Origin of the sequence: Streptosporangium sp. NPDC050284, assembly GCF_044459525.1 — a bacterium.
In the GTDB taxonomy this organism is placed as follows: Bacteria; Actinomycetota; Actinomycetes; order Streptosporangiales; family Streptosporangiaceae; genus Streptosporangium.
This window is the reverse complement of sequence record NZ_JBITIZ010000015.1, coordinates 214,038-237,045: the sequence shown is the minus strand read 5'-3', so window position 1 is coordinate 237,045 and position 23,008 is coordinate 214,038. Positions and strand designations below refer to the sequence as shown.

Here is a 23,008-nt window from a genome sequence, read left to right as displayed (position 1 = left end):
TTCGGTACGCCGGTCATCGGGCCCGAGGCGGCAGGTCGTGGGCGCGCACGTTGGAGATCATCGCGGCGTCCATCATCCAGGTGTGGGCCCGCAGCGGATCCGCCACGATCTCCGACATCTGAAGCTGGAACCTGCGCCGCTCGGACTCGTCCTGCTCCGCCATCGCGGTGGTCGTGCGGTGGGTGATCTCCTGCACCGCCTCGACCGCGGCCTTGCGCCTGCGGTGCGCCCAGGCGTCCAGCACGTCCGGGGCGGCCTCGCCGCGGAGCACCGCGCTGAGCTGGACGGACAGGTCGAACGCGTCGTGGATGCCGCCGTTGAGACCCATGCCGCCCATGGGGCTGTTGACGTGCGCCGCGTCGCCGAGCAGCAGCACCCGGCCCCGGCGGAAGGTGTCGGCGACCCGCTGGTGCACGGAGTAGACCTTCCGTTCGCGCAGCGGCAGCTCGGGGTGGTCGCCGAAGACGCCGCGCAGCCGGTCGGCGACGTACCGGTCGGAGACGGCCTCCTCGCCGGTGACGTGGGGCGGCACCGAGACGACGAGCCGCCAGACGTCCGGCACCCGGAGAATCAGCAGGTGCTCCACGGGATCGGCGATGTAGTTGACGTCACAGATCCCCGGCAGCAGCGTCTCCACCGGATAGTCGATGCTCAGCACGAGATAGCGATGCTCGTAGGTGAGCCCTTCGAACGAGCTGCCGAGCGCCTTGCGGATGGTGCTGCGCGCACCGTCGGCGGCGAGTACCCAGCGGGCCGCGACCTGTTCCCCTGACGCGGTGGTCAGCAGCGCGTCGTCCTCGCCCTGACGCACGTCCGCCACGCCTGTGGCCAGCCGCAGGTCGACCGGAGCGGGACATTCGTTGATCGCGTCCTTGAGGATCTGGGTGTACTTGTACTGTTCGAGCTGCAGTCTGAAGGGATAGTCGGTCTCGTCGGCGAGTGTGCCGAAGTCGAACTCCGCGATCAGCCCGTCGCGGCGATCGTGCACCTGGTACTTCCGCGCGACGATGCCGGCCTCCAGCATCGTCGTGACGACGCCGAGGTCACGGGCGATCTCGATCGTCGGCGGGTGGAAGGTCGAGGCCCGCCACTCGGTGCTGAGCCGGTCGCTCTCCTCGAAGACGGTGACGGACGCACCGCGCCTGGCCAGCGCGAGGGCCGCGGTGAGCCCGACCGGGCCGGCGCCGACCACGGCCACGTCGAGGATGCCCATCAGTTGCTCCACTCGGCGATGTGGTCGCACATGATCCTGGCCAGGTCGGGGCGGCCCTGGAAGTAGTGGTCCGCCTCCTTGATCTCGACCAGCTCGCGCCTGTCGTGCGCGACGGCCTCGTACATGGTGCGGGCGTGGCTGGGGAAGGCGGCGCAGTCGGCCGATCCGTACACGACCATGACGGGCGCCTGCACCTGGGGAAGGGCGACGTAGGCATTGGCCCGGCTGTGGTCGTAGCTCCACTGGCTCAGCCAGGACCGCAGGCTGGTGAGGTGACCCAGCGACGCCGGCTGGAAGTTGGCCGCCCAGGGGCTGCCCCACAGGGTGCCGGTCCGCCGGTCGGAGGGGTCGAGGGCGAGGTCGAGGAAGCGCGGGTCGGCCGCCGTGCCGTGCACGACGAAGGGCAGGTCGTCGGGCGCGACCTTCTCCCCGTCCGCCGACTCGCGGATGTGTCCGCGCAGCGCTTCGAGCTGTTCGGTGACCCAGCCGGAGATCTTGCGGTTGCGGTCGATCTGGGCGCGGCGGTAGCGCTCGACGAACTCCTCGCCGTAGGCCGGCCCGTTCGCGGGGTTGAACATGTCGAGCGAGTCGTCCCGGTCGAAGGGGCGTTGCTCGTCGGTGACGGCCGGGTCGAGCCCTTCGGTGTAGACGACCGCCCGGCCGGGGTGCGCCATGGCCATGACGATCTTGTCGGCCGGGATGAGCCCGGCGCCGGCGAGGTCGACGGGGTCACCGGCCGGAGTGTGGGTGATGGTCGGGTTCTCCGCCTGCGCCTGGTAGAGCGCGGCGAGGCCGCCGCCGCCGGAGTTTCCGACCAGGACGATCCGCTGGTAGCCCAGCTCGCGAAGGTGCCGGATCGCCGCGCCGATGTCCAGGAGGCAGTTCTCCATGATGAGCGCGGAGTCGTTGCCGACGTAGCGGGTGGCGAGCCCGACCGCGGCCACCCCGCGGTGGGCGAGCTCTTCCAGGGCGTAGTGACCGATGAAGTTGGACGCCGGATGCACGATCAGCACGGCGGTCGACGGTGGCCGCAGATCGTTTTTCCAGAGGGTGGCCCAGATCTTCCCGCTCATCCGGGCGACACCGGAGTTGATGTCCAGGCGTCCGCCGGGCGTCATCGGTATGGGGAGTAGTTCGCGGGACAGCACGAGGCGGCTCCTGATCAGCGCGGATGGGGCGGGGGTGGGGTCGGTGGACGTGCGCTATCCGCGCGCGGTCCACTTCCGCAGCGTCTCGGCGCCCGCGCGCGCGTCGGCGTCGTCGAGAGGGCGGGTCTGCAGTGTCAGCTCGATCCGGACCCCGTTCGGGTCGAAGAGGTACAGGGACTCCCAGACCCCGTCATGGTCGACGATGCCCACCGTCTCCACGCCCTTGGCCGCGAAGTGCGCCTTCCACTCGTGGAGCTCCTCCATGGAGTCGACGTTGAGTGCGATGTGCCGCACCCAGGAGGGCACCGAGTCGGGGCCGGGGTTGGGCATGTCGTCGACCTCGAAGAAGGCGATGGCACTGCCGTCGCCGAGTCCGAAGAAGGTGTGCAGGTAGGGAGTGCGGGCTCCGCTGGAAGGCACCTCGTCCAGTTGGATCGCGGTGAGCAGCTCGCACTTGAGGACCTCGGTGTAGAAGTCGTGCGTCGCCTGGGAGTCCCACGTCGGATAGGCGATGTGGTTGAGCGAGCGCGGTGCGCGGAGGTCGGCTGTCGCCATCATCTGATCCTCAGTGTGTCAATTATCGGACAAGTAGTCCGGAATTTGAATTGATTGTCTGTTCGTGCATGTCAACTTGTCAACTGCGGTCCGAAGGGATCACCACGCCGCGCAGCGCCTCTCCGGCCAGCAACCGGTCGTAACCCTCCTGCGCGTCGGCGAGGCCGAACGTTCCCGAGACGTACTCGTCCAGCGGCAATCGGCCGTCCAGATAGAGGCCCGCGAGCAGGGGCAGGTCCCGTGACGCCACGCAGTCTCCCCAGATCGAGACCCGGATCGACCCTCCGGTGAGGAACAGCCGTCTCAGCTGCACCTCGGCCAGGTCCCCCCGCTTCGGGGCGCCGACGATCACCAGCCGTGAGCCGGGGGCCCGCAGGCCGTCCGCCGTCGCGAAGGTGGCGGGCCCGCCGACCGCGTCCAGGACGACGTCCGCGCCCATGCCGTCGGTGAGTTGGCGTACGCGTTCTCCGGGCTCCTCCCGGGACGCGTCGATCAGGTGGGTGGCGCCGAACCGCTCGGCGACGGCGAGTTTGCCGGGATTGGTGTCGATCGCGATGATCCGCCGCGCCCGCGCGTACGCGGCCCCGGCGACGGCCGCGATCCCCACGCCACCGCATCCGATCACCACCACGTCGTCGGCCGGCCCGGTCTCCGCGGTGTTGACCGCCGCGCCGAAGCCGCTGGGCACGCCACAGCCGAGCAGCGCGGCTATCCGGGGCGGAACCCTCGGGTCGATCGCGATCGCCTGCCGGGCGGGCACGACGACCCGTTCGGCCAGGCCGCCGATGCCGAGCACCGGGGTCGCGGCGACGCCGTCACCGAGACCGACCTTCGGCCGGCGGGGCAGTCGCGACGCGCACGCCGAGGGCCGTCCCGCGTGGCAGTGCTTGCAGGTCCCGCAGGCCACCATCGGCGCGACGACGACGCTGCTGCCCTCCACGACGCCCGTCGCGTCCGGCCCCAGGGCCTCGACGACGCCGGCCACCTCATGGCCGACCAGGTAGGGGAAGTCGGTCCCCGACGTGCCGTGCATGAAGTGCACGTCGCTGTGGCACAGCCCGCAGGCGGTCACCCTGACCAGCACCTCGTCGCCGGTCGGTTCCCGCAGCGGGATGTCCTCGACGTTCAGTGGCCCGTGCGCCTCTCGGACGACGGCGCCTCGGTAGTGAGCGGGCATGGATCACTCCTCGGATCGGGGTGGCTGAAGGTCAGTACCAGCGGGGCGCGTCGGCCGGGGCGGTGTCCACGATCACCGTCTTGAGCTCCGTGTAGGCCTCGTGCCCCACCCGGCCGAGTTCTCGGCCGACGCCTGACAGGCCGACGCCGCCGATCGGGGCGTCCAGCGCCAGCGCCCCGTAGGAGTTGATCCAGAAATAGCCTGATCGCACGGCTCTGGCGGTCGTGAGCGCCCGGTCCAGGTCACGGGTCCAGCAACCGCCCACCAGGCCGAAGGGGGAGTCGTTGGCGAGCGTGATCGCCTGCTCCGCGCCGCTGAACCGCTGGACGGTGAGGACCGGTCCGAAGACCTCGTCGTACACGATGTCGGGCACGCGCGGCAGTCCCGAGGGGATCTCCAGCACGGTGGGCGCGATGAACGCGCCGTCGGGATGGACGCCGGGCGGCCGGCCACCGCCCGCCAGCACGCGTGCGCCCTGGTCCACGGCCGTGTCGATCATCGCGCGGACCCTGGCCGCCTCCCCCTCCGAGATCAGCGCGCCCAGCTGGGTGTCCGGCGCGAACGGGTCGCCGACCCTGATCGAGCGCGCCACGTCGGCGACCCGTTCGACGAACGCGTCCGCGACCGGGTCCTCGACCAGGAGCCGGGAACCGGAGAAACATCGCTGACCGGCGTTGCGGAAGATGCCGCCGACCGTGGCGTGCAGGGCGGCGTCCAGGTCCGCGTCGGCGTAGACGATGTTCGCGGACTTTCCGCCGAGCTCCAGCAGCACCCGTTTCACCCCGTCCGCCGCCGAGCCCATCACCTGCCGGCCGACCGAGGTGCTGCCGGTGAACGACACCATGCTCACCCCGGGATGCTCGACCAGCCGGCGGCCCACCTCTCCCGCGCCCTGGACCACCTGGACGAGACCGTCGGGGAGTCCGGCGGCGGTGAGGATCCTGGCGAACACCGGCGCCGCGAGCGGGCTGAGCTCGGGCGCCTTGATCACGATCGCGTTGCCCGCCGCCAGGGCCGGGCCGGCCTTCTGTGCCGCGAACATGAGGGTGGTGTTGAAGGGGATGATCGCGGCCACCACTCCCACCGGCTCCCGGAAGGTCATCCGCAGCGTGGATCCGTCCGCCGGCAGGGTGATGCCTTCGAGGCCGGACGCCCAGCCCGCCGCACCGCGCAGGTGGGCCGCCGCCACGAAGACGTCGCCGCGCGCCTCCGCCAGCGTCTTGCCGTTGTCCAGCGCGACCAGGTGGGCGAGTCGCGGGGCCCGCGCCTCGATCAGGTCGGCGGCCATGCGCAGGATCCGCGCGCGTTCGTGCGGGGAGGTGCGCGCCCAGGCGGGCTGGGCCGCGACCGCGCCGGCCACGGCCTCGTCGACGAAGTCGGCCGTCGCCGCCTCGACCTCCGCGATCGGCGAGCCGTCGCCCGGATGACAGGTCGTGAAGACCGCCCCGCCGCCACCGCGCAGAGCCCCCCCGACGAAGCTGTGCGCCGCCGGTAACTCCGCGACGGCGAGGTGCTCGGACAGGTTTGTGCTCATCGAGGAGACTCCTTGGGCGGATCTGTGGCGTGGCCCAGGTGCATGTGCGGTCAGAAGCGCGACTACCTGCCGGACCAGTGCTCTTTACCTCATCTGCTCACGAACGCTACCATCAAAATTCAAATATAGGACTCGTCGTCCGATAAATGGAATCAGGAGATCTCGTGGAGTTCACCAACCTCGGCCGCAGCGGTCTGACGGTCAGCCGACTGGTGCTCGGCACCGACAACTTCGGCACCCAGACGACCGAGGAGGACGCGTCCCAGATCATGGATCACGCCCACGAGCTGGGGATCAACCTGATCGACACGTCCGACGTGTACGGCTGGCGGTTCGGCGAAGGACTGACCGAGCAGATCATCGGCCGGTGGCTGTCCACCGGCGGAGGCCGCCGTGAGCGCACCGTGCTCAGCACCAAGCTGTACGGCCGCATGTCCGAGTGGCCCAACCACGCCGGCCTGTCCGCCCTGCACATCCGGCGCGCCTGCGAGGCGTCGCTCCGGCGGCTGCGCACGGACTACATCGACATCTACCAGATGCACCACATCGACCGATCGACTCCGTGGGAGGAGATCTGGGAGGCGATGGACGTGCTCAAAACCCAGGGCAAGATCGTCTACGTGGGGTCGTCCAACCAGCCCGGCTGGCACCTCGCCGCCGGGCAGGAAGCCGCCGCCCGGCGCGGCCGCCCCGGTCTGGTGAGCGAGCAGACCATCTACAACCTGCTCGAACGCACCGCCGAGCTGGAAGTCCTGCCCGCCTGCGCGCACTACGGCGTCGGCATGATGCCGTGGTCGCCGCTCGACGCCGGCCTGCTCGGCGGGATCCTGCGCAAGGAGCGGGAGAACCAGATGGGCACGCCGCTCCCCGGAGCCAAGGTGGCGACCCACCGGGGCAAGCGACTGATCAAGCTGGACCGGCACCGCGCCGCCATCCAGGCGTTCGAGGACCTGTGCGACGAGCTCGGCGAGAGCCCCGCCGACGTGGCGATGGCCTGGCTGCTGGGCCGGCCCGGCGTGACCGCGCCGATCATCGGGCCGCGCACCCTCGCCCAGCTCGACGCCGCCACCCGCGCCTTCGAGGTGTCCCTGGACGACAAGACGCTCGAGCGCCTCGACGCCATCTTCCCCGGCCCCGGACCCGCGCCGGAGGCCTACTCCTGGTAGGCCTCCGGGCGGGCCCGGCTCAGTGGAACGTCTGCCGGAGGCCCGGGGGCCGGCTCAGCGGAACGTCTGCTGGAGACCCAGGAGGCGCCGGGCGCCCAGCTTGTCCAGATACTCCTGGTGATCATTGATCGAGAAGACGTACTTCTCCAGATATTCCTTGGTCCGGTCCTGGGCGGCGAGGTCCCGGTACTCCACCAGCTGTTCCCGGTCGTAGGCGTAGTGCCCCGGCGAGGACAGCGGGTGCGAGCCGTAGGGCGCGTGCGCGACGCTGTCGACGATCGCGCCGGGGATGGACACCAGGCGCGGATCCGGGGCCGGGGCGTACTCGTCCAGAATCTCGTCCGAGCTGATGACGACGTGGTCGCACGCCTTCGCCATCACGTCCTCGAACCGCCGCTGGCCGAAGACCTGCGCGTTGCCCTTACGGTCGGTGACCTGCGCGTGGAACAGCCCGTAGTCGGCGCGCAGGGCGGGGATGGTGGTCACGGTCTTTCCGGTGTACGGGTCGGTCGTGGACCGGATGTCCTTGTTGACCTTGGGCAGGTCGGTCCCCTCGTAGAGCGCGGGCAGCGGCAGGAACGGCAGCCGGCTGGCTCCGGCCCGGAACCCGTAGACGATGTAGGCCTCGTCCGCCTCGACGATCTCGATCGACCGGCTCTCCGCGGCGCGGCGGTAGTTCGGCGCCATGCCGAGGAACTCCAGCCCCACGTAGGAGACGTGCAGCCGCCGGACGCAACCGGCGGCGATCAGCATGTCCACCGGCGGGCCGCCGCTCGGCGTCGGGATCAGCTCCAGATCCTTGACCCCGCGCCGGATCAGCGCGTTCACCAGCGCCATCGGGCTGTTGTGGGAGTGCACGCCGCCCAGCGCGATCGTGGCTCCGTCGGGGATGCCGGCGACCGCCTCCTCGGGGGTCGTCACCTTGTTCGCGCTCATCGCCTGAACTCCTTAACCGGACCGGTGTCGCCACCGGTCGTCACCTCGCCGAGCAGGCGCACCTCGGTGACGCGCTTCAGCTCGGCTCTCCTGATCTTGCCGCCCTCGTCGACCGGCAGGTCGGTCACGAACTCCACCTCGCGGGGCCGCTTGTAGCCGGCGAGCCGTTCCGCGCAGTAGTCGAGGACCTGCTGCTCCGTCAGCTCCTCACCCGGCGCCCGCTGCACCAGCGCCTTGACCGACTCGCCGAACCGCTCGTGCGGCACCCCGATCACCGCGGCGCGGGCGACGCCGGGGCAGGCCTGCAGTACCGCCTCGACCTCGCCGGCGTACACGTTCTGCGCCCCAGACCGGATGACGCCCTGCGCCCGGTCGGCGAGATAGATGTAGCCGCGCTCGTCCCGCCAGGCCATGTCGCCGAGCCGGAGCCAGCCGTCCTTGAGCACCGCGCGGGTCACCTCCGGCTGGCTCCAGTAGCCGGAGAACACGCTGGTCGCGCGGATCCGCATCTCGCCGGTCTCCCGTACGGCCACCTCGCGGTCCTCCGCGTCGAAGATCTTGACGTCGGCGAACGCGGCCGGTCTGCCCACCGGGACGATGGAGGCGGCCTCGGTGCGCAGGAAGTTGCGGTGGTCGTCCGGGGTGAGCAACGCCACGAAACCACCCGCCTCCGTCGCCCCGAACGCGTGGTAGAACTCCAGGTCCAGCGCCTGTGCCAGGGACCGGATCAGGCTCCAGGACACCGACGCGCCGCCGTACCCCACCAGCTTGAGCGCGCCCGCGCGGTGGAGGTCGAGGTCGGGCAGCGCCCGGACCAGGTCGACCAGCATGGTCGGCACCAGGAAGGCGTGCTCGACCCCGAACCTGTCGATGTCGTCGACGAACGCGGCCGGGTCGAAGCGCCGGCGCAGCAGCAGCGGGACGCCGAGGTAGGCGGTGGTCGTCACGAAGGACGCGCCGACCCCCAACGTCAGCGGCACCGAGATCCAGGTCGGGCCGCCGCGCGGCACGTTGACCTCGCACAGGTAGTTGGCCGTGCTGGCGAGCTGCTGGTCGTGCGTGGCCATGCAGCCCTTGGACGCGCCGGTGGTGCCGCTGGTGTAGCGCAGCGAGCGCAGGTCGCCGCCGGTGCCGGTCTCGGGCACGTCGCCCGGGTCACCCGAGGCGACGAGGCTCACGAACGATCCTTGGTCGTCGTCGCCCAGGCCGATGGTGTAGACGCCGCGGATGCCCGGCACCCCTCTCGCGGCCTCGACCGCGGCGGGGGTGTCGCAGATGACGAGGGACGCGCCAGAGTGGGTGAGGATCCTGGCGATCTCGGGTGCGGTGAACCGGGTGTTGATCCCCACGGTGATCAGGTTCGCCTTCCACGAGCCGTGGAAGGCCGTCACGATGTGGTGGCAGTTGGACATCACCAGCGCGACCCTCTCCTGCGCGCGGTATCCGAGCCCGATCAGCGCGTTGGCCAACCGGTTGGTCTCGATGTCCAGCTCGGCCCAGGACAGCTGGGCCTGGTCACAGATGACTGCGGGCAGCGGGCCGCGTCGTACCGCGTTCTGCCGCAGGAGGTTCTCGATTCGCATGGGTGTCCGTTCGTCAGCGGCCGAGTGCCCGCTCGACCAGGTCGGCGATGAGGTCGGGGCGCTCGATGTGGACGTTGTGTCCCGCGTCGGGCAGCACGGTGACCGGATGCCCGAGCACCTCGGCCATGTCCGCCGGGTCGATGCCGGGATCGTGGTCGCCGCAGGCCAGTTCGACCGGGCAGGTCACCTTGAGCATGCGCGCGGCCAGTTCGGGGCCGGTGGCCGGGGCGGCCCTGGTGATACCGGGATCGGCGGAGAGCGCGTAGCCGCCGTCGCGGGCCGTTACCCCACCGGCGCGGTCCTCGTCGGTGAACGCGGGTCCTCGCAGACCCGATATCCGCCCGAACAGCTCGCGGGCCTCTTTCTCCTCGGGGAGGATCCGGATCGGCCGGTCGGCCAGCGCGGACCGCCTGGCCAGTTCCTCCTCGGTCCAGGCGACCTTCATCGCGATCACCGCCAGGGACTCGACCGTGACGCCGTGGGTCCCGTCCGCGACGGTCATCCCGACCAGCCCGCCGAGCGAGTGACCGACGACGTTCAGCGACGCGTTCTCGCCCAGGACGCCGACAAGCGCGGCGGACACCGCGCCGGCGTACCCCTCGGGCGAGTAGTCCTCGCGATGGCCCGAGCGGCCGTGCCCCGGCAGGTCGGCGACGAGCCACCGGTATCGGGTCCCGCGCTCGCGCAGCCGCTCCAGCACCGGTTTCCAGACGGCTCCCGAGGCGCCGGAGCCGTGCAGGAAGAGCACCGCGGGGCCGTCGTCGCCGCCGGACTCAAGGTGGAGGTCGGTCATCGTGCCTCCGTCTTCGTCCGCGCGAGGAACCCGAGCGCCACCTCGACGAACTCCTCCGAGCGCTCGATCTGCGGATAGTGACCGCTGCCGTCGATCGTCTCGGTCCGCGCGTACGGGATCTGCGCCGCGAGTTCCTGCCAGGTCGGCGGCGGCACCAGCCGGTCGTGCTGCCCTCGGACGAGACAGGTGGGCACGGTGATGCCCCCGTAGTCGCGGGCGGGCGGGCGAACATGCGGCCGTCGCTCGCCGCCGTCACGTCCCGGTGCGCGCAGACCGCCCGCCGCGGCGGTCTCCCACGCCCCGGGAACCATGCAGTACTCGTGGCGGCGGCGCAGGTAGTCTTCGCTGTCCCTCCAGCGCGGGTCGTGGAAGAGGACGTCCATCGACGGGCGCAGGCCGTCGAGCGTGCCGTCGAAGTCCTCGAGCACGGCGCGGGCCTCGGCCGCCGGGGCGGCCAGACCGGTGCCCACCACGACCATCGACCGGATCGGCCACTCGGGTGACGGCCGGTTGGCGATGTCGAGCAGCAGCCGCCCGCTGAGGGACGTACCGATGAAGTCCGCGGAGTCGACGCGCAGGGTGCGCAGCACGCCGGCGACCTGCCGTCGCATGAGCCGGCGCTGGCCGCCGAAGTCGCGCAGTTTGTCGCTGTGCCCGAAGCCGACGAAGTCGAGCGCCAGCACGCGATGGCGCTCGGCGAGCGCCGGGATGCAGTTCTCCCAGGCGAGCTGTGCCGAGGCGCCGTACTCGCCGCCGTGCAGGAGGATCAGCGCAGGACCGTCCCCGGCCTCCAGATAGTGGGTCGTGCAGCCGTCGACGACAACGTGGCGATCGTGGAAGCTCATGGGTGCTCAGGCCACGGACGGGTAGCGGCGCAGCACCCCGTCACGGTCGACCTGGGTCCGGAGCAGGGTGAGCTCCTCGTCGCTGGGCGCGCCGACGGTCTGCACGTCGTCGGCGATCAGCAGCTCGAATCCGGTCGCGGCCTGGATCTTCTCGATGCTGCTCCACGGGTGCACCTTGATCAGGCGCATCCGCTTGCTCTCCGGCTCGAAGTCGAACACGCCCAGGGGGGTGAACACCCGCCGGGGCCCGTCGGACTCCGGACGGAAGACCTTGGAGCGGGCGTCGCCGCCGTCGAGCCAGCCCGCGCCACTGATGAAGTCGACCTTGTCGACGAAGATCTTCGGCGTGTGGTGCTGGGTGTAGATGTAGCTGGTCTTGAAGCCGCCGAGGAAGATCAGGCCGATGGTGCCCGGCCCGCGCACCTTCGGCTTGTCCCAGTCGCCGATCATGGCCATGTTCAGGTTTCCGTGCTTGTCGATCTGCATTCCGCCGAGGAACGCGAAGTCGAAGCGCATCGCCGTCTCGAAGTCCACGACGTCGTCGAGACTGAAGTGGTATTCGCTGGTCACGAGGTTGCGGTAGTCGGCGGAAGACTCGGTCAACCGCTGGATCTTCGGGTTCATCGCGCCGCTGCCCCCGCAGAAGAAGGACAGGTTGGGCGCGTGCGTGAGCTGCGCCAGGCGCAGTCCGGCGGCGGGAATGTGCGATGCGGCGCCCACGGAGCCGAAGGCCCCGTCGGCCATCTCGTGCGAAATGGAGATCGCCATCATCTCCGCCCAGGTATAGGTCGCCTCCGGCACATGGCCCCCAATCGGGTTTGAGCGACAGCGCAGGTCGTCGCGCTGGAACATCTCGCCGGGACAAGTGCTTGTCAGAACAGCGAGTCGCATTTATCGTACAGTAAGTCCGTAATTTGTAACAATGCTATCGTGGTGGTGTTTCTGTCAAGGGTCGCCGTGCCCTCGTCGGTGGCTACCGCGCAGGAGGGACAACGATGACCCCACCCGCGATCGAGCGAGTCCTGCACGGCCTCGTCGACCTGCACTGCCACTCCGGCCCCAACCCGCTGCCGCGCAGGTTCGACCACGTCCAGGCCGCCGAGGACGGCGCGCGGCTGGGCATGCGCGCCTTCCTGGCGAAGTCCCACCACCACAACACGGTGATGGACCTCCTCGCGATGGGCGACCGGCTGAAAGGCGTGAGCACCGCCGTCTACGGTGGCATCGCGCTGAACAACCAGGTCGGCGGCATCAACCCGCACGCGGTGGAGATGTGCCTGCGGATGGGCGGGCGGTGCGTCTGGTTTCCCACCATCTCCTCCGGCGCGCACGTCGACCACCACAACTCCGGCGGCGGCTTCCCCAAACCGACGATCCCCCTCACCACCACCCAGGTCGACGTACGCGGCCCGGACGGCGAGCTCATCCCCGAGGTCGGTCAGGTCATCTCGGTCGTCGCCGAGACCGGCGCGCTGCTCTCCGCCGGGCACATGGCACCCGACGACATCAGGGAGGTCTTCACCGCCGCGCGCGACGCCGGAGTCCGGCGGCTGGTGGTCAGCCATCCGAACTTCGTGATCGGCTCCGACCCGGCGCAGTGCCGGGAGTTCGTCATGCTCGGCGCCTACATCGAGCATGAGACCAGCATGTACGACCCCGAGGTGGCGAACGTGCGGTGGGGTCCGGAAGTGCTGATGGACTGGATCGAGCGGGTCGGGCCCGAACACACCGTGCTCGCCTCCGACCTCGGCCAGGTCGGCCGCCCGATGCCGGTCGACTCCTTCATCCGGGTCGGGTCCGCGCTGCTCGACCTCGGGCTGCCGGAGAAGGACCTGCGGCAGATAGTCCGCGTCAACCCCTCGTACCTGCTCGGCCTGGACGACTGACAGTCCGCACCCCTCGTACCTGCTCGGCCTGGACGACTGACTGTAAGGACGAACCACATGTACGGCCCCAACGACCCTCGCGCCGCGCTCAACACGGCGCCGGCCACGACGAATCCGAACGACCCCATCGCCGCGCTCGCCACCTACGAGTTCCTCGCGCTGCCGCCCGACGAGGTCACCGAGCTCGGCAGCAAGACCTGGTACGTCCGCGGCCAGAACTTCGTGCTCGCCTTCACCCGCCTGGTTCCCGGCGACGCGCTCCGCCGCGACGCGTCCGCGCAGCGGGAGGAGTACGTCGTCGTCCTCCCCCACGACGACATCACGATCGACGTGACGGCCGGCGCGGAAAGCCGGACGGTGACCGGGAGCGGCGTGGTCATCGTGCCACCCGGCGACAGCGAGCTCACCGCGCACGGCGACGCCGACCTGGTCCGCCTGTTCGACGTCCGCACCACCGACCTCCTCGCACGCTGCGGCAACGCCTCGGAGTACGCCGAGCCCCACCCGCGCGTCGCCCTGCTGGAGCCGTGGCCGGAGCCGCCCGCCGGCCACCGCCTGCGCGTCTACCGCAACGCCGACTTCCCGCTGCGACCCGGCCGGTTCGGCCGCATCTTCCGGTCCAGCGCCTTCATGGTCAACTTCGGGGATCCCAAGGACGGCCCGCGCGACCCCGATCGGCTCTCCCCCCATCACCACGACGACTTCGAGCAGTGCTCGCTCACCGTCGCCGGTGACTACATCCACCATGTCCGGACGCCCTGGACGTCGAAGCGTTCCCAGTGGCGCGCCGACGAGCACGCGGCCGTCGGCAGCCCCGCCGTCGCGATCATCCCGCCGCCCACCGTGCACACCAGCCAGGCGGTCGGCGACGGCGTGCACATGCTCATCGACATCTTCAGCCCGCCGCGTGCCGACTTCTCCGCCAAGGCCGGATGGGTGCTCAACGCCGACGAGTACCCGGCCCCCGACCACATCACGACCGCATGACGTTCTTCGCGACAGCCTCCGCGCAGACGCCGAGGCTGGGTACCTGGATCAAGCTGGCGACCGTCGAGAGCGTCGACATCATGGCCGACGCCGGATTCGACTTCGTGGTGATCGACCTCGAACACTCCCCCATCGACCTCACCCTCGCCGCCCGGATGATCAGCGCCGCCTCGGCGTACGGCGTCGATCCCCTGGTACGCGTGCCCGACCATCAGGCCGGCACCATCCAGCGGGTCCTCGACGCCGGCGCCCGGGGCATCCTCGCCCCCCGCGTCGACTCGGTCGCCGACGCCGAGCGGGTGGTGGCGGCCACCCGCTTCCCGCCCCTCGGCAGGAGGGGGGCGGGCGGCACCAGCCGCGCGGGCAGGTGGGGGCTGATGTCCAGAGACGAGTACGTCCGGGGCGGCAACGAGGGCGTCGTCTGCGTCCCCCAGTTGGAGAGCCCCGCGGCGATCGACGCCGCCGCCGGCATTCTCGCCGTGCCGGGGGTCGACGCGGTGTTCCTGGGCGCCGGCGACCTCTCCCTCGCGCTCGGGGTCCGCATGAACGATCCCGTGGTCAAGGAGTCGCTCGACCGGGCGCGGGCCGCGGCCGCCGCGGCGGGCAAGCCCTGCGGCGCGGCGTGTGTGGACGCGTCGTCGGCCGTCGGGACCGCCGCCCTCGGCCACCAGTTCCTCATCATGGGCAACGACGCCACCATGCTCGCCCGCACGGCCCACTCCATGACGCGGGCGTTCCGGGAGCAGATGGGCGCGGCCTCATGATCGTCGGAACCTGGCGGCTGGTCGACTACGTCATGGAGGGCGAGCCCGACGACGGCGCGCGCTCCCTCGGGGACGAACCGCTCGGCCTGCTCATCTACGGCCCCGACGGCTACATGTCGGTGCAGTACATGGCCGGAGACCGCCCGCTGCTGCGGACGGAGAACTGGCGCTGGACCACCGACGAGGAGAAGCTCGCCGCCGTACGGACCTTCGGCGCGTACGCCGGACGCTACGAATGGTCCGGCGACCGCGTCATCCACCAGGTCGAGACCGCCGTCTACCCCAACTGGATCGGCGCCACCCTGGTCCGCCTCGCCGTCGTGGACGGTGACCGGCTCACCCTGCGCGCCGAGCGAACCCCCGGCAGGCCGCCCACCCCCATCCTCACCTGGGAGCGCATCCGATGACCCCCACCCTGATCGACGCACACGCGCACCTGGTGACCAACGACCCGGCCTACCCGTTCAACCCGCCCGGCGGCTCGGTCAGCGACGCCGTACGCGACGATCCGATGACCGCGGAACGGCTGCTCGCCGCGATGCGCGACCATGAGCTGTCGGGTGCGGTCGCCGTCCAGCGCGCCCACGTGTTCGGCTACGACAACAGCTATGTGGTGGACTCGGCGGCCCGGCACCCCGGCAGGCTCGCCGCCATGTGCGTCCTCGACGCGCAGGCCCCGGACGCGGCGCGGACCGTACGCCACTGGGCGGAGCGCGGCGCCGCGGCCGTTCGCCTCACCTCGCCGGGCGGAAACCAGCACGGTGGCACCCCCGGAACCGAGTGGTTCGCCGGCGAACGGGCGCGCGAGGTGTGGCGGCAGGCGAGCGAACTCGGCCTGTCGATGTGCCTGCACATCTACCGATGGAACCGCGACGAGAGCCTGCGCGCGCTCGCCGCGGTGGCCCGCGAGTTCCCGGGCACACCGGTCGTGCTCGACCACATCGCGAGTGTCGAGACGGATCGCCCCGCGCCCTACCCGGGGGCCGACGAGCTGCTCGCGCTCGCCGACCTGCCGCAGGTCCACGTCAAGGTGACGACGCTCAACTTCGCCAGGATCATCGCCGCGGGCGGCGCGCCGTCGGTCGTGGTCGAATGGCTCGTCTCCCGGTTCGGCGCGGAGCGGGTGCTGTGGGGCTCGGACGTCACCCAGACCGCCGGCGCCTACGCGGACATGGTCGGGATCGCCCGCGAGTCGGTCTCCGGCCTGTCCGCCGGGGACGCCGCCCTGGTCCTCGGCGGGACGGCGGCCTCGCTCTACCGGATCGCGACGCCATGACGGGTGACGGTCTGTCGGAAGGTGGGGCGGCTCGTCGCGACGCCGTGACGGGCGACAGCCTGTCTGAGAGCGGGGTGCCTCGTCATGACGCCGTGACGGGTGACGGTCTGCCCGAGGGCGGGATGCCTCGTGGCGACGCCGTGGCGGGCGACGGTCTGCCGGAAAGCGGGGCGCCTCTTGTGGACACCCATGTTCACCTGTTCACCCGCGCGCTACCTCTCGCGGCGCGGGCCTGGACCCGGCCCGAGGGGGAGCTGACGGCGGACACGTTCGTGTCGATGATGGACGAGCACGGCGTCGGCTACGGTGTGCTGTCGGCGATGAGCCTGCTCGGCGACCTGAACGACTACACGATCGAGGCGTTGCGGGCGCACGAGCGACTGCGCGGGACCGTCATCGTCGAGCCCACCGTCGATCGACACGTCCTGGACCGGATGAAGTCCGACGGCGTGGTGGGCGTCAGATTCCAGTGGCGACGGCTCGCCGACCTGCCGGATCTCACCGACCCGGCGTACCGGCGGCTGCTGTTCCGGGTCGCGGACCTCGACTGGCACGTCGAGCTGAACATCGAGGGCGACCGGTTGCCGCCGGTGCTGGAGCGGCTGACCGCCTCGGGGGTGAAGGTCGTCGTGGACCATTTCGGCGACCCGGACCGGGTCGCCGGCTACGCGGGCGCCGGCGGTGCGGCGCTCCTGCGCGCCCTCGACACCGGCAGGGTGTGGGTGAAGTTGTCCGCGGGCTACCGCTTCGACGTCGGCCAGGACACGCTGGCCGGTCACGCGGCGACCCTGATCGGGGCCGCCGGACCGGAACACGTCTTCTGGGGGAGCGACGCCCCGTTCGTCGGCGCCCGGCATCCGGTCACCTACCGTGACGCCGTCGGCTCCTTCGCGCGGCTCGTCCCCGATCCCGCGTTCCGCAGGCGGATCTCGCTCGCCTCGCACGCCTTCTACTTCGGCTGAGTACGCGCGTCGAGCCGTCCCAGCCAGGCTGGGACGGCTCTCGCAGGTCACTTCGGGGGCGGCAGGTGGCTCTGCAGGTGCTCGGAGAACCCGGCGAAGTCGGCGGCGAGTTGCTCCGCGCTCCACCCGCCGTCGCGATGCGTGACGAACGCCTCCTTCGGGTGCGCCCAGATCGCGAACCTGTCGCCGCCGAAGCCGATGTACTGCCCGGTGACGCCGGCCGCCTCGTCCGAGGCGAGGTAGACGACGAGCGGCGCCACGTCCTCGACCTTGCCGATGCCGCGCCGACGCAGGTCGGTGGGGACCGGGCCGCCCGCCTCGACCGCGGCGACGACCTCGGTCAGCGCCGGGATGGTCGCGGCCATCCTGGTCAGCGCGGTGGGCACGATCGCGTTCACGGTCACGCCCAGCTTCGCCGTCTCGGTCGACCACACCCGCACCATGGCGATGATGGCCGCCTTGGACGCGGCGTACGCCGTCTGTCCGAAGCCGCCGTACTGGCCGGCGGGTGAGCCGACCAGGATCAGCCGGCCACCGCCGCCCTGTTCGCGGAACCGGCGCACCGCGGCGCGACCGCAGGTGAAGGTGCCACGTACGTGGCTGTCCACCACGAGGTCGAACTCCTCGTCCGTGACCTTGGCCAGCGTACGGTCGCGCAGCGCGCCGGCGTTCGTGCACATCACGTCCAGGCGGCCGAACTCCGAGACGGCCCGCTGGACCAGTGCGTCGGCCGACTCCGCGGTGCCGACGGCGCACACCTCGGCGACGGCACGCCCACCGGCGGCGTTGATCGCCTCGACGGTCTCCTTGGCGACGTCGGCGTCGATGTCGTTGACCACCACGGCGGCACCGGCCGCGCCCAGCGCCTCGGCGTACGCGCGGCCGAGGCCACGCCCTGAGCCGGTGACTACGGCCACCTTGTCGTTGAGCCGCATGGGCTTTCCTCTCCCTATCAGTTGCTGATCTTCACCGAGTTGTAGTGGTAGTCACCGACCACCGGTACGTCGAGGCCGGTCACCCCCTTGCGGAAGGCCGCCACGTAGGTCACGCCGCACACCGGGATCACCGGAGGCCCGGCCGCCACGACGTCCTTGATGATCTGGTGCATCGGCGCCGCACGCTCCGTGACGTCGTCGCTGGCCCGCGCCTTCGCCAGCAGTTCGCCGATCCCGTCCTGGGAGAAGCCGCCCGGGTTGTACGCGCCGCCCTTCGTGTAGAAGTCCGCGACGAACTGGCTCGGGTCGGGCCGACCGGCCTGTACCAGCGCCACCGTGGCGGTGAACTGGCCGGTCCGGCGAGCGGTGATCATCTGCTGGAATTCCAGGACCTTGATCGTGGCCTTGATCCCCACCTTCTGCAGCTGTGCCTGCAGCGCCTGGGCGAGAATCTGGTACGACGTGTTGGGGCCGACCTCCAGCGTTATCTCCATGCCGTTCGGCAGGCCGGCCTCGGCGAGGAGCTTCTTGGCCTTCTCCGGGTCGTAGTAGGAGGACACGTCGCTCAGCTCGGGCACGTGGGCCCAGAAGCCCTCCTGGTACGGCTGCACCGCCGAGACGCAGGCACCCTCGTACAGGTTCTTGCTGATCGCGTCGCGGTCGATGGCGTACATCAACGCCTGCCTCACCTTGGGATTGTCGAGCCCCTTGACGGAGGTGTTCAGCAGGATTCCGTTGAAGGTGGTGTTGGGGCCCCTGACCACGGTCAGGCCGTCCGCCTCGGCCTCCTTGATCTGGCCGGGCGTGATCGAGGTGCCGTCGGCCTGCCCCGACTTCACCGCGCGCAGGCGGGTCGTCTCGTCGGAATAGACCGTCATCTCCAGGCCGCCGATGGTCGTCTCCGCGGCGTTCCAGTAGCCCTCGAACTTCTTGAAGGTGACCTTGCCCACCTGCAGCGTGTCGATCTCGAAGGCGCCGGTGCCGACCGGCTTGGTCGGCAGGTCCTCGGCGTCGAGCGCACCGGGCGCGACCACGATGCCGGCCTCACCGGCGAGCACATTGATCATGTAACCGGCCGGCTTGGAGAAGGTGAGCTTCACCTCGGACGGGCCGGTGACCTCGACCTTGTCGAGCGCCGACAGCGTCGTCACGAGCGCACCGCTCTTCTTGTACGCCTCCAGCGACGCCTTGACGGCCTCGGCGTTGAACTCCTCGCCGTTGTGGAACTTCACCCCTTCGCGCAGCTTGAGGGTGATCACCTTGTTCTCGTCGGAGAACGTCCACTCGGTCGCCAGACCCGGCCCGATCTCACCGGCCGCACTCCGGCGGACCAGGTGCTCGTAGACCACGTCGAGGAACACCGGGTCGAGCGGCGCGGCCTTGCGGGGATCGAAGGAGGTCGGGTTGCCCGGCACGGCCCACCGCAGGATGGCCGCATTGTCGAAAGCGCCGGAATCACCGGAAGCCCCGGAGGCGTTCGACGTCGGCTGGTCGGTCGTCCCGGCGCCACAGCCGGAGAGGGCGAGACCGGTGGCGAGAAATGCGCCGGCCGTTTTTACTGCTGCTCGTTTCACGGCTTATGCCTCCATATTTCAGAAGCGAGCTTGACTGGTATGACTGGCGACCCGCGGCGCTCTCCGACTCCGTCATCGACGTGCCGGCCCGCATCCCGCGTGTCCTGTGGTTCTCGGTGCCCCGTCTTCAGCCGTGACGCTGAATCACGCCCCCACCAGGTCCTGGACGTGAGCTGTGGACCGGCCTAGGACCGGCTGCTGGCGATCGCGGCGCCCTCCGCGAGTGCGGCGAGCTTCGCCCACACGATCTCCTCGTGGCCCACGCGCGATCCGATCCCGCAGTCGGTCCCCGCCTGCAGGTTCTCCTTGCCCACCACGCCGGCGAAGTTCGTCAGCCGCTCGGCGACGAGGAGGGGATGTTCGACCAGGTCGGTGGCGTGGCTGACCACTCCGGGGGCGAGGATCTTGCCCTCGGGCAGTTTCACGTCCTCCCACACCCGCCACTCGTGCGCGTGCCGGACGTTGCCCGACTCGATGGCGTAGGCCTGGGTGTTGACCTTGATCAGCAGGTCCGCGATGTGTTCGAGGCCGATGTCCTGCGTGTGCGGCCGGTGACCGCTGCCCCAGCAGGTGTGCATCCGGATCTGCTCGGAGGGCAGCCCGTCGATGCTGTGGTTGATCACCTCTACCGCGAACTCAAGGTAACGACGCAGGTCCTCGACCGTCCAGGTGGGGTGGAACTGCCAGGTGGTCGCGAACTCGGGCTCGTCGATCTGCAGCACCAGGCCGGCGTCGGTGACCGCCCGATACTCCTCGCGGAGCGCCTCGGCGACCGCGAACATGTACTCCTCCTCGCTCGCGTAGTGCTCGTTCCTCGCACCCGCGCCCAGGCTGAGCGGTCCCAGCGCGGCGATGAAACCGTCCACCTCCTTGCCTTCGACCGCGGTCTTCATCGCCGCGATGTCGGCCGCGATGGCGTCCTGGCCGATGTAGGTGATCGGGGAGGTGCACACCCGGCCCGACGTCGGCGGCTTCGGCACGGCGCCCGGGGTCGAGAAGCCGGGCCTCACCGGGCCTCCGGATCCGGCCAGCCAGAGGCCGGAGGCGTAGGTGCCGGGGAAGTCCGCCTTGTCGCGCGCGGCGACGTACTCGCGCTTGGGCGGGACGTTCGGGTCGATGGGCAGGGTCTCCCAACCGGTCACGCGGGCGTGGATGTAGCCGCTGTAGGCGGACAGGTTCGCGGCCTTGACGTACTCGCCGTCGTTGACGACGTCGAGGCCGCACTCCATCTGGCGGGCGACGACCTCGGCCACCGCGCTCGGCAGACGCGCGTCGACGGCCTCCTGATCGCCCTGGGCGATCAACTCGTCCAGGTCCTTGGGACGCGGCAGGTTGCCGCCGTGCGTGGTGAGAATCCGACCGTTTTCGCGCCTCATGCGTGTCTCCTAGCCAAGGTGTCTTCTCCCGCGCCGACGCGCAGGAACTTCTGCAGTTGGTGCCGGCCGCTCGACGGAGCGACCCAGCCGGGTCTGATGGCGAAGCTGTACGTCACCTCCGCGACGTACAGGTCTCCGTGTGAGTCCAGCGCGACCCCGTGCGGCGCGATGAAGTTGCCGGCCGCCGTGCGATCCGTCGTGGAGTCTCCCCACCGCTCGACCACGGCGCCGTGCCGGTCCAGCACGGTCAGCCGAGCCGGCTGGTCCTCCAGCGCCTCGCCGTGTACGAAGGACCTCTTGCCTTCCGGCCGCCACAGCTCGACGACGAACACCGAGCCGTCCGGGGCGATGGTGAGGTCGCACGGGCGCCGGATGTCGGTCCACTCCTCGATGAACTCCCCGTCCGGGGTGAAGATCTGGATCCGGTCGTTCTCGCGGTCGCCGACGAACACCCGCCCGTCCGCCGCGATGTCCAGGCAGTGCGGCAGGTGGAACCGGCCGGGACCGGTACCGGGCTCGCCCCAGGAGCCGATCAGGTCACCGGACGCGGTGAACCTGTGCACCCGGCTGTTTCCGTACCCGTCGGTCACGTAGAGGTCGCCGTTCGGGGCGACGGCGAGGTTGGTGGGCCGGTTGAACGGCCCGCCCGCGTACCGAACGCCCTCGACGCTGTGCACGTGCACCGGCCGGCCGGAGACGAACCCGGTGTCCGACGCCGTCCCGGCGGTGCCCAGCGTCATGAGCGGCTCGCCCTCGGGGGTGAACTTGCGGACCGTGTGGTCGCCCGCGTCGACGCAGTAGACGCCGCCGTCCGGCCCGACGGTCAACCCGTGCGGCGTGGTGAACAGGCCCTTTCCCCAGCTCCTGACGAAGGTGCCGTCCCGCTCGTACACGATGACCTGGCCGTCGAAGCGGGTGAACAGGTAGACGCGGTCGGCCGCGTCCACGTCGACCGCGGCCACGTCCGCGTGCCGCAGGTCGTCGGGCAACCGCTCCCAGTCGGCGTCGACCTCGAACCTCCGCCCGCCCGTCATGACGCCGCCCCTGAGGTGGAACGCGGTGCCGGCAGCCAGCCCCACGGGTGGGTGCCCCACCCGGGCGCGATCAGCTCGCCGGCCCTTACGGTCTGCACCGGCCGCAGGCCGAAGCCGCCGTGGAAGACCTCCTGTTTGGTGTCGACGAACTCGAAGTCGCCTTCGACCAGGTCGAGCACCGTGAGGTCGGCCTCCCTGCCGACCGCGACGGCGCCGAGCTCGTGTTCCGCGCCGATCGCCCGCGCCGCGTTCACCGTGGTCATCCGGACCACCTCGGACAGGCTGTAGCCCACGGCCATGAACTTGGCCATGCACTCCAGCAGCGAGTGGAAGGTCTCTCCCGCCGCGGTCAGGTCGCTGCTGATGGTGTCGGGGAGCAGTCCGAGCGTGCGTTGCTCGCTCGCGACCCGGTAGCCGAAGTTGCCCCTGCCCAGCGCGGAGTCGAGAGTGATCCCGCGCTCGCGGGCGGCGAGCAGGGCGGGCATCATCCGATCCGCCGCGTCCATCACACCGCCGTGGTTCGGCGTGCACAGATGGGTGAGGATGTCTCCCGCGTCGAGCTGCTCGATGGCGAACCGGGTGGCCGGTTCGAGCAGGTGCGGATCGGGGCGCCGCCGCGCGGACAGGTCGCCGATGTGCACCATGAGCGGGAGCCCGTGCTCCCTCGCCACCGCCTTGGTCGCGGACACGATGTCCTTGCCCCGCGTGGCGACGAGCGGCCCGACCAGCCGCAGCTTGATGCCCTGGACCAGCCCGGGATTGGCGGCGACGCACTTCGCGATGGCGACCGGGTCGATCTCGGCCAGGTCGTTGACGTCGATCATGGTGGGCATGGTGTGCGCGTAGCTGCCGATGTTCAGGTACGGGATGACCCGCGTTCTGGCGTTCGGCTGGATGTAGGCGGAGAAGACACCGATGTTGGCGACGCCGACGGATCCGGCGTCGACCAGCGTGGTGACTCCGGAACGCACACCGATGGCGTCGGGGTCGCAGCCTTCCATGCCCACACCCGGGGTGATCGCGCCGTGCGCGACGTGCGTGTGGATGTCGATCAATCCGGGGACGACGTAGCGTCCGGAGCCGCTCGCGTCGATCACCCGGCGGGCCGAATCGGCGGGGATGTCCCTGCCGATGTTGGTGATACGGCCGCCGGTGACGGCGATGTCCATGACGCCGTCGAGTTCCTGCCCGGGGTCCAGAACCCGGCCGCCCTTGATCAACAGGTCGTACCGGGTGACCGGGTCGTCGCTCATCAGAGTCCTCC

22 protein-coding genes are annotated in these 23,008 nt (G+C 70.4%); 7 read left to right on the top strand and 15 right to left on the bottom strand.

Annotation, left to right across the window (positions count from 1 at the left end; translation table 11 throughout):
* Nucleotides 1-13: 13 nt before the first annotated feature.
* From ACIBH4_RS30950 to ACIBH4_RS30930, 5 genes are all read right to left on the bottom strand, one after another.
* Nucleotides 14-1,213 carry an FAD-dependent oxidoreductase gene (locus tag ACIBH4_RS30950; protein WP_362519689.1) on the bottom strand — a complete coding sequence of 400 codons (1,200 nt, stop codon included), beginning with the start codon at nucleotides 1,211-1,213 and terminating at the stop codon, nucleotides 14-16.
* Nucleotides 1,213-2,361 carry an alpha/beta hydrolase gene (locus ACIBH4_RS30945; RefSeq protein ID WP_362519693.1) on the bottom strand — a complete coding sequence of 383 codons (1,149 nt, stop codon included), beginning with the start codon at nucleotides 2,359-2,361 and terminating at the stop codon, nucleotides 1,213-1,215. Before ACIBH4_RS30945 ends, ACIBH4_RS30950 begins: the two co-directional genes overlap by 1 nt.
* A gap of 54 nt (nucleotides 2,362-2,415) precedes the next feature.
* Nucleotides 2,416-2,916, bottom strand: a complete 501-nt coding sequence (locus ACIBH4_RS30940; RefSeq protein ID WP_362519696.1) for a VOC family protein — start codon at nucleotides 2,914-2,916, stop codon at nucleotides 2,416-2,418.
* Nucleotides 2,917-2,995: 79 nt separating this feature from the next.
* On the bottom strand, nucleotides 2,996-4,093 hold the full coding sequence (locus ACIBH4_RS30935) for an alcohol dehydrogenase catalytic domain-containing protein (protein ID WP_362768456.1): 1,098 nt from the start codon (nucleotides 4,091-4,093) through the stop codon (nucleotides 2,996-2,998).
* A 31-nt stretch (nucleotides 4,094-4,124) separates the two neighbouring features.
* Nucleotides 4,125-5,627, bottom strand: coding sequence for an aldehyde dehydrogenase family protein (locus ACIBH4_RS30930; RefSeq protein WP_362519702.1), 1,503 nt, complete (start codon nucleotides 5,625-5,627; stop codon nucleotides 4,125-4,127).
* A gap of 164 nt (nucleotides 5,628-5,791) precedes the next feature.
* Between ACIBH4_RS30930 and ACIBH4_RS30925 the strand changes: the two genes are divergently transcribed.
* The gene (locus ACIBH4_RS30925) at nucleotides 5,792-6,793 is read left to right on the top strand and encodes an aldo/keto reductase (protein ID WP_362519705.1); all 1,002 of its coding nucleotides are present in this window, start codon (nucleotides 5,792-5,794) and stop codon (nucleotides 6,791-6,793) included.
* A gap of 54 nt (nucleotides 6,794-6,847) precedes the next feature.
* Here ACIBH4_RS30925 and ACIBH4_RS30920 read toward each other — a convergent pair whose 3' ends face one another.
* From ACIBH4_RS30920 to ACIBH4_RS30900, 5 genes are read right to left on the bottom strand one after another with little or no spacing between them, the layout of a single operon-like run.
* Nucleotides 6,848-7,729, bottom strand: coding sequence for a CoA-transferase (locus ACIBH4_RS30920; protein ID WP_362519708.1), 882 nt, complete (start codon nucleotides 7,727-7,729; stop codon nucleotides 6,848-6,850).
* Nucleotides 7,726-9,312, bottom strand: a complete 1,587-nt coding sequence (locus ACIBH4_RS30915; protein ID WP_362519711.1) for an AMP-binding protein — start codon at nucleotides 9,310-9,312, stop codon at nucleotides 7,726-7,728. Before ACIBH4_RS30915 ends, ACIBH4_RS30920 begins: the two co-directional genes overlap by 4 nt.
* A gap of 13 nt (nucleotides 9,313-9,325) precedes the next feature.
* Nucleotides 9,326-10,105 (bottom strand): alpha/beta hydrolase, encoded by a 780-nt coding sequence (locus ACIBH4_RS30910; RefSeq protein WP_362768459.1) that lies wholly within the window; start codon nucleotides 10,103-10,105, stop codon nucleotides 9,326-9,328.
* Nucleotides 10,102-10,950, bottom strand: a complete 849-nt coding sequence (locus ACIBH4_RS30905) for an alpha/beta hydrolase (RefSeq protein WP_362768461.1) — start codon at nucleotides 10,948-10,950, stop codon at nucleotides 10,102-10,104. Before ACIBH4_RS30905 ends, ACIBH4_RS30910 begins: the two co-directional genes overlap by 4 nt.
* Before the next feature lie 6 nt (nucleotides 10,951-10,956).
* Nucleotides 10,957-11,841 (bottom strand): CoA-transferase, encoded by an 885-nt coding sequence (locus tag ACIBH4_RS30900; RefSeq protein ID WP_362519721.1) that lies wholly within the window; start codon nucleotides 11,839-11,841, stop codon nucleotides 10,957-10,959.
* Between the two features lie 104 nt (nucleotides 11,842-11,945).
* On the opposite strand from ACIBH4_RS30900, the gene ACIBH4_RS30895 reads away from it, so the two are divergent.
* The 6 genes from ACIBH4_RS30895 to ACIBH4_RS30870 all read left to right on the top strand — a co-directional run bounded on the left by ACIBH4_RS30895 (nucleotide 11,946) and on the right by ACIBH4_RS30870 (nucleotide 16,825).
* On the top strand, nucleotides 11,946-12,836 hold the full coding sequence (locus ACIBH4_RS30895; protein ID WP_362519724.1) for a DUF6282 family protein: 891 nt from the start codon (nucleotides 11,946-11,948) through the stop codon (nucleotides 12,834-12,836).
* Nucleotides 12,837-12,893: 57 nt separating this feature from the next.
* Nucleotides 12,894-13,823 (top strand): hypothetical protein, encoded by a 930-nt coding sequence (locus ACIBH4_RS30890; protein WP_362519727.1) that lies wholly within the window; start codon nucleotides 12,894-12,896, stop codon nucleotides 13,821-13,823.
* Nucleotides 13,820-14,587: an aldolase/citrate lyase family protein gene (locus ACIBH4_RS30885; RefSeq protein WP_362768464.1), complete on the top strand. Its 768-nt coding sequence runs from the start codon at nucleotides 13,820-13,822 to the stop codon at nucleotides 14,585-14,587. The genes ACIBH4_RS30890 and ACIBH4_RS30885 overlap by 4 nt, the downstream gene beginning before the upstream one ends.
* Complete coding sequence (locus tag ACIBH4_RS30880) at nucleotides 14,584-14,994, top strand: lipocalin-like domain-containing protein (RefSeq protein WP_362519733.1); 411 nt, start codon at nucleotides 14,584-14,586, stop codon at nucleotides 14,992-14,994. Before ACIBH4_RS30885 ends, ACIBH4_RS30880 begins: the two co-directional genes overlap by 4 nt.
* Nucleotides 14,991-15,863, top strand: a complete 873-nt coding sequence (locus ACIBH4_RS30875) for an amidohydrolase family protein (protein WP_362519736.1) — start codon at nucleotides 14,991-14,993, stop codon at nucleotides 15,861-15,863. The genes ACIBH4_RS30880 and ACIBH4_RS30875 overlap by 4 nt, the downstream gene beginning before the upstream one ends.
* A gap of 92 nt (nucleotides 15,864-15,955) precedes the next feature.
* Nucleotides 15,956-16,825, top strand: a complete 870-nt coding sequence (locus ACIBH4_RS30870; protein WP_362768467.1) for an amidohydrolase family protein — start codon at nucleotides 15,956-15,958, stop codon at nucleotides 16,823-16,825.
* A 47-nt stretch (nucleotides 16,826-16,872) separates the two neighbouring features.
* Here the strand turns inward: ACIBH4_RS30870 and ACIBH4_RS30865 are convergent, their stop codons facing one another.
* From ACIBH4_RS30865 to ACIBH4_RS30845, 5 genes are all read right to left on the bottom strand, one after another.
* On the bottom strand, nucleotides 16,873-17,760 hold the full coding sequence (locus ACIBH4_RS30865; RefSeq protein WP_362519741.1) for an SDR family oxidoreductase: 888 nt from the start codon (nucleotides 17,758-17,760) through the stop codon (nucleotides 16,873-16,875).
* A gap of 17 nt (nucleotides 17,761-17,777) precedes the next feature.
* Nucleotides 17,778-19,334, bottom strand: a complete 1,557-nt coding sequence (locus tag ACIBH4_RS30860) for an ABC transporter substrate-binding protein (RefSeq protein ID WP_362519744.1) — start codon at nucleotides 19,332-19,334, stop codon at nucleotides 17,778-17,780.
* A gap of 185 nt (nucleotides 19,335-19,519) precedes the next feature.
* Nucleotides 19,520-20,710 carry an epoxyalkane--coenzyme M transferase gene (locus tag ACIBH4_RS30855; protein WP_362519747.1) on the bottom strand — a complete coding sequence of 397 codons (1,191 nt, stop codon included), beginning with the start codon at nucleotides 20,708-20,710 and terminating at the stop codon, nucleotides 19,520-19,522.
* Nucleotides 20,707-21,744: a peptidyl-alpha-hydroxyglycine alpha-amidating lyase family protein gene (locus ACIBH4_RS30850; RefSeq protein ID WP_362519749.1), complete on the bottom strand. Its 1,038-nt coding sequence runs from the start codon at nucleotides 21,742-21,744 to the stop codon at nucleotides 20,707-20,709. The genes ACIBH4_RS30855 and ACIBH4_RS30850 overlap by 4 nt, the downstream gene beginning before the upstream one ends.
* On the bottom strand, nucleotides 21,741-22,997 hold the full coding sequence (locus tag ACIBH4_RS30845) for an amidohydrolase family protein (RefSeq protein WP_362519752.1): 1,257 nt from the start codon (nucleotides 22,995-22,997) through the stop codon (nucleotides 21,741-21,743). The genes ACIBH4_RS30850 and ACIBH4_RS30845 overlap by 4 nt, the downstream gene beginning before the upstream one ends.
* Nucleotides 22,998-23,008: the final 11 nt, after the last annotated feature.

Excerpts from the sequence above, each read along its gene's own strand:
- ACIBH4_RS30950 (WP_362519689.1), bottom strand. The coding sequence starts at position 1,213 with ATGGGCATCCTCGACGTGGCCGTGGTCGGCGCCGGCCCGGTCGGGCTC.
- ACIBH4_RS30940 (WP_362519696.1), bottom strand. The coding sequence starts at position 2,916 with ATGGCGACAGCCGACCTCCGCGCACCGCGCTCGCTCAACCACATCGCC.
- ACIBH4_RS30935 (WP_362768456.1), bottom strand. The coding sequence starts at position 4,093 with ATGCCCGCTCACTACCGAGGCGCCGTCGTCCGAGAGGCGCACGGGCCA.
- ACIBH4_RS30930 (WP_362519702.1), bottom strand. The coding sequence starts at position 5,627 with ATGAGCACAAACCTGTCCGAGCACCTCGCCGTCGCGGAGTTACCGGCG.
- ACIBH4_RS30920 (WP_362519708.1), bottom strand. The coding sequence starts at position 7,729 with ATGAGCGCGAACAAGGTGACGACCCCCGAGGAGGCGGTCGCCGGCATC.
- ACIBH4_RS30915 (WP_362519711.1), bottom strand. The coding sequence starts at position 9,312 with ATGCGAATCGAGAACCTCCTGCGGCAGAACGCGGTACGACGCGGCCCG.
- ACIBH4_RS30910 (WP_362768459.1), bottom strand. The coding sequence starts at position 10,105 with ATGACCGACCTCCACCTTGAGTCCGGCGGCGACGACGGCCCCGCGGTG.
- ACIBH4_RS30905 (WP_362768461.1), bottom strand. The coding sequence starts at position 10,950 with ATGAGCTTCCACGATCGCCACGTTGTCGTCGACGGCTGCACGACCCAC.
- ACIBH4_RS30900 (WP_362519721.1), bottom strand. The coding sequence starts at position 11,841 with ATGCGACTCGCTGTTCTGACAAGCACTTGTCCCGGCGAGATGTTCCAG.
- ACIBH4_RS30895 (WP_362519724.1), top strand. The coding sequence starts at position 11,946 with ATGACCCCACCCGCGATCGAGCGAGTCCTGCACGGCCTCGTCGACCTG.
- ACIBH4_RS30890 (WP_362519727.1), top strand. The coding sequence starts at position 12,894 with ATGTACGGCCCCAACGACCCTCGCGCCGCGCTCAACACGGCGCCGGCC.
- ACIBH4_RS30885 (WP_362768464.1), top strand. The coding sequence starts at position 13,820 with ATGACGTTCTTCGCGACAGCCTCCGCGCAGACGCCGAGGCTGGGTACC.
- ACIBH4_RS30880 (WP_362519733.1), top strand. The coding sequence starts at position 14,584 with ATGATCGTCGGAACCTGGCGGCTGGTCGACTACGTCATGGAGGGCGAG.
- ACIBH4_RS30875 (WP_362519736.1), top strand. The coding sequence starts at position 14,991 with ATGACCCCCACCCTGATCGACGCACACGCGCACCTGGTGACCAACGAC.
- ACIBH4_RS30865 (WP_362519741.1), bottom strand. The coding sequence starts at position 17,760 with ATGCGGCTCAACGACAAGGTGGCCGTAGTCACCGGCTCAGGGCGTGGC.
- ACIBH4_RS30855 (WP_362519747.1), bottom strand. The coding sequence starts at position 20,710 with ATGAGGCGCGAAAACGGTCGGATTCTCACCACGCACGGCGGCAACCTG.
- ACIBH4_RS30850 (WP_362519749.1), bottom strand. The coding sequence starts at position 21,744 with ATGACGGGCGGGCGGAGGTTCGAGGTCGACGCCGACTGGGAGCGGTTG.
- ACIBH4_RS30845 (WP_362519752.1), bottom strand. The coding sequence starts at position 22,997 with ATGAGCGACGACCCGGTCACCCGGTACGACCTGTTGATCAAGGGCGGC.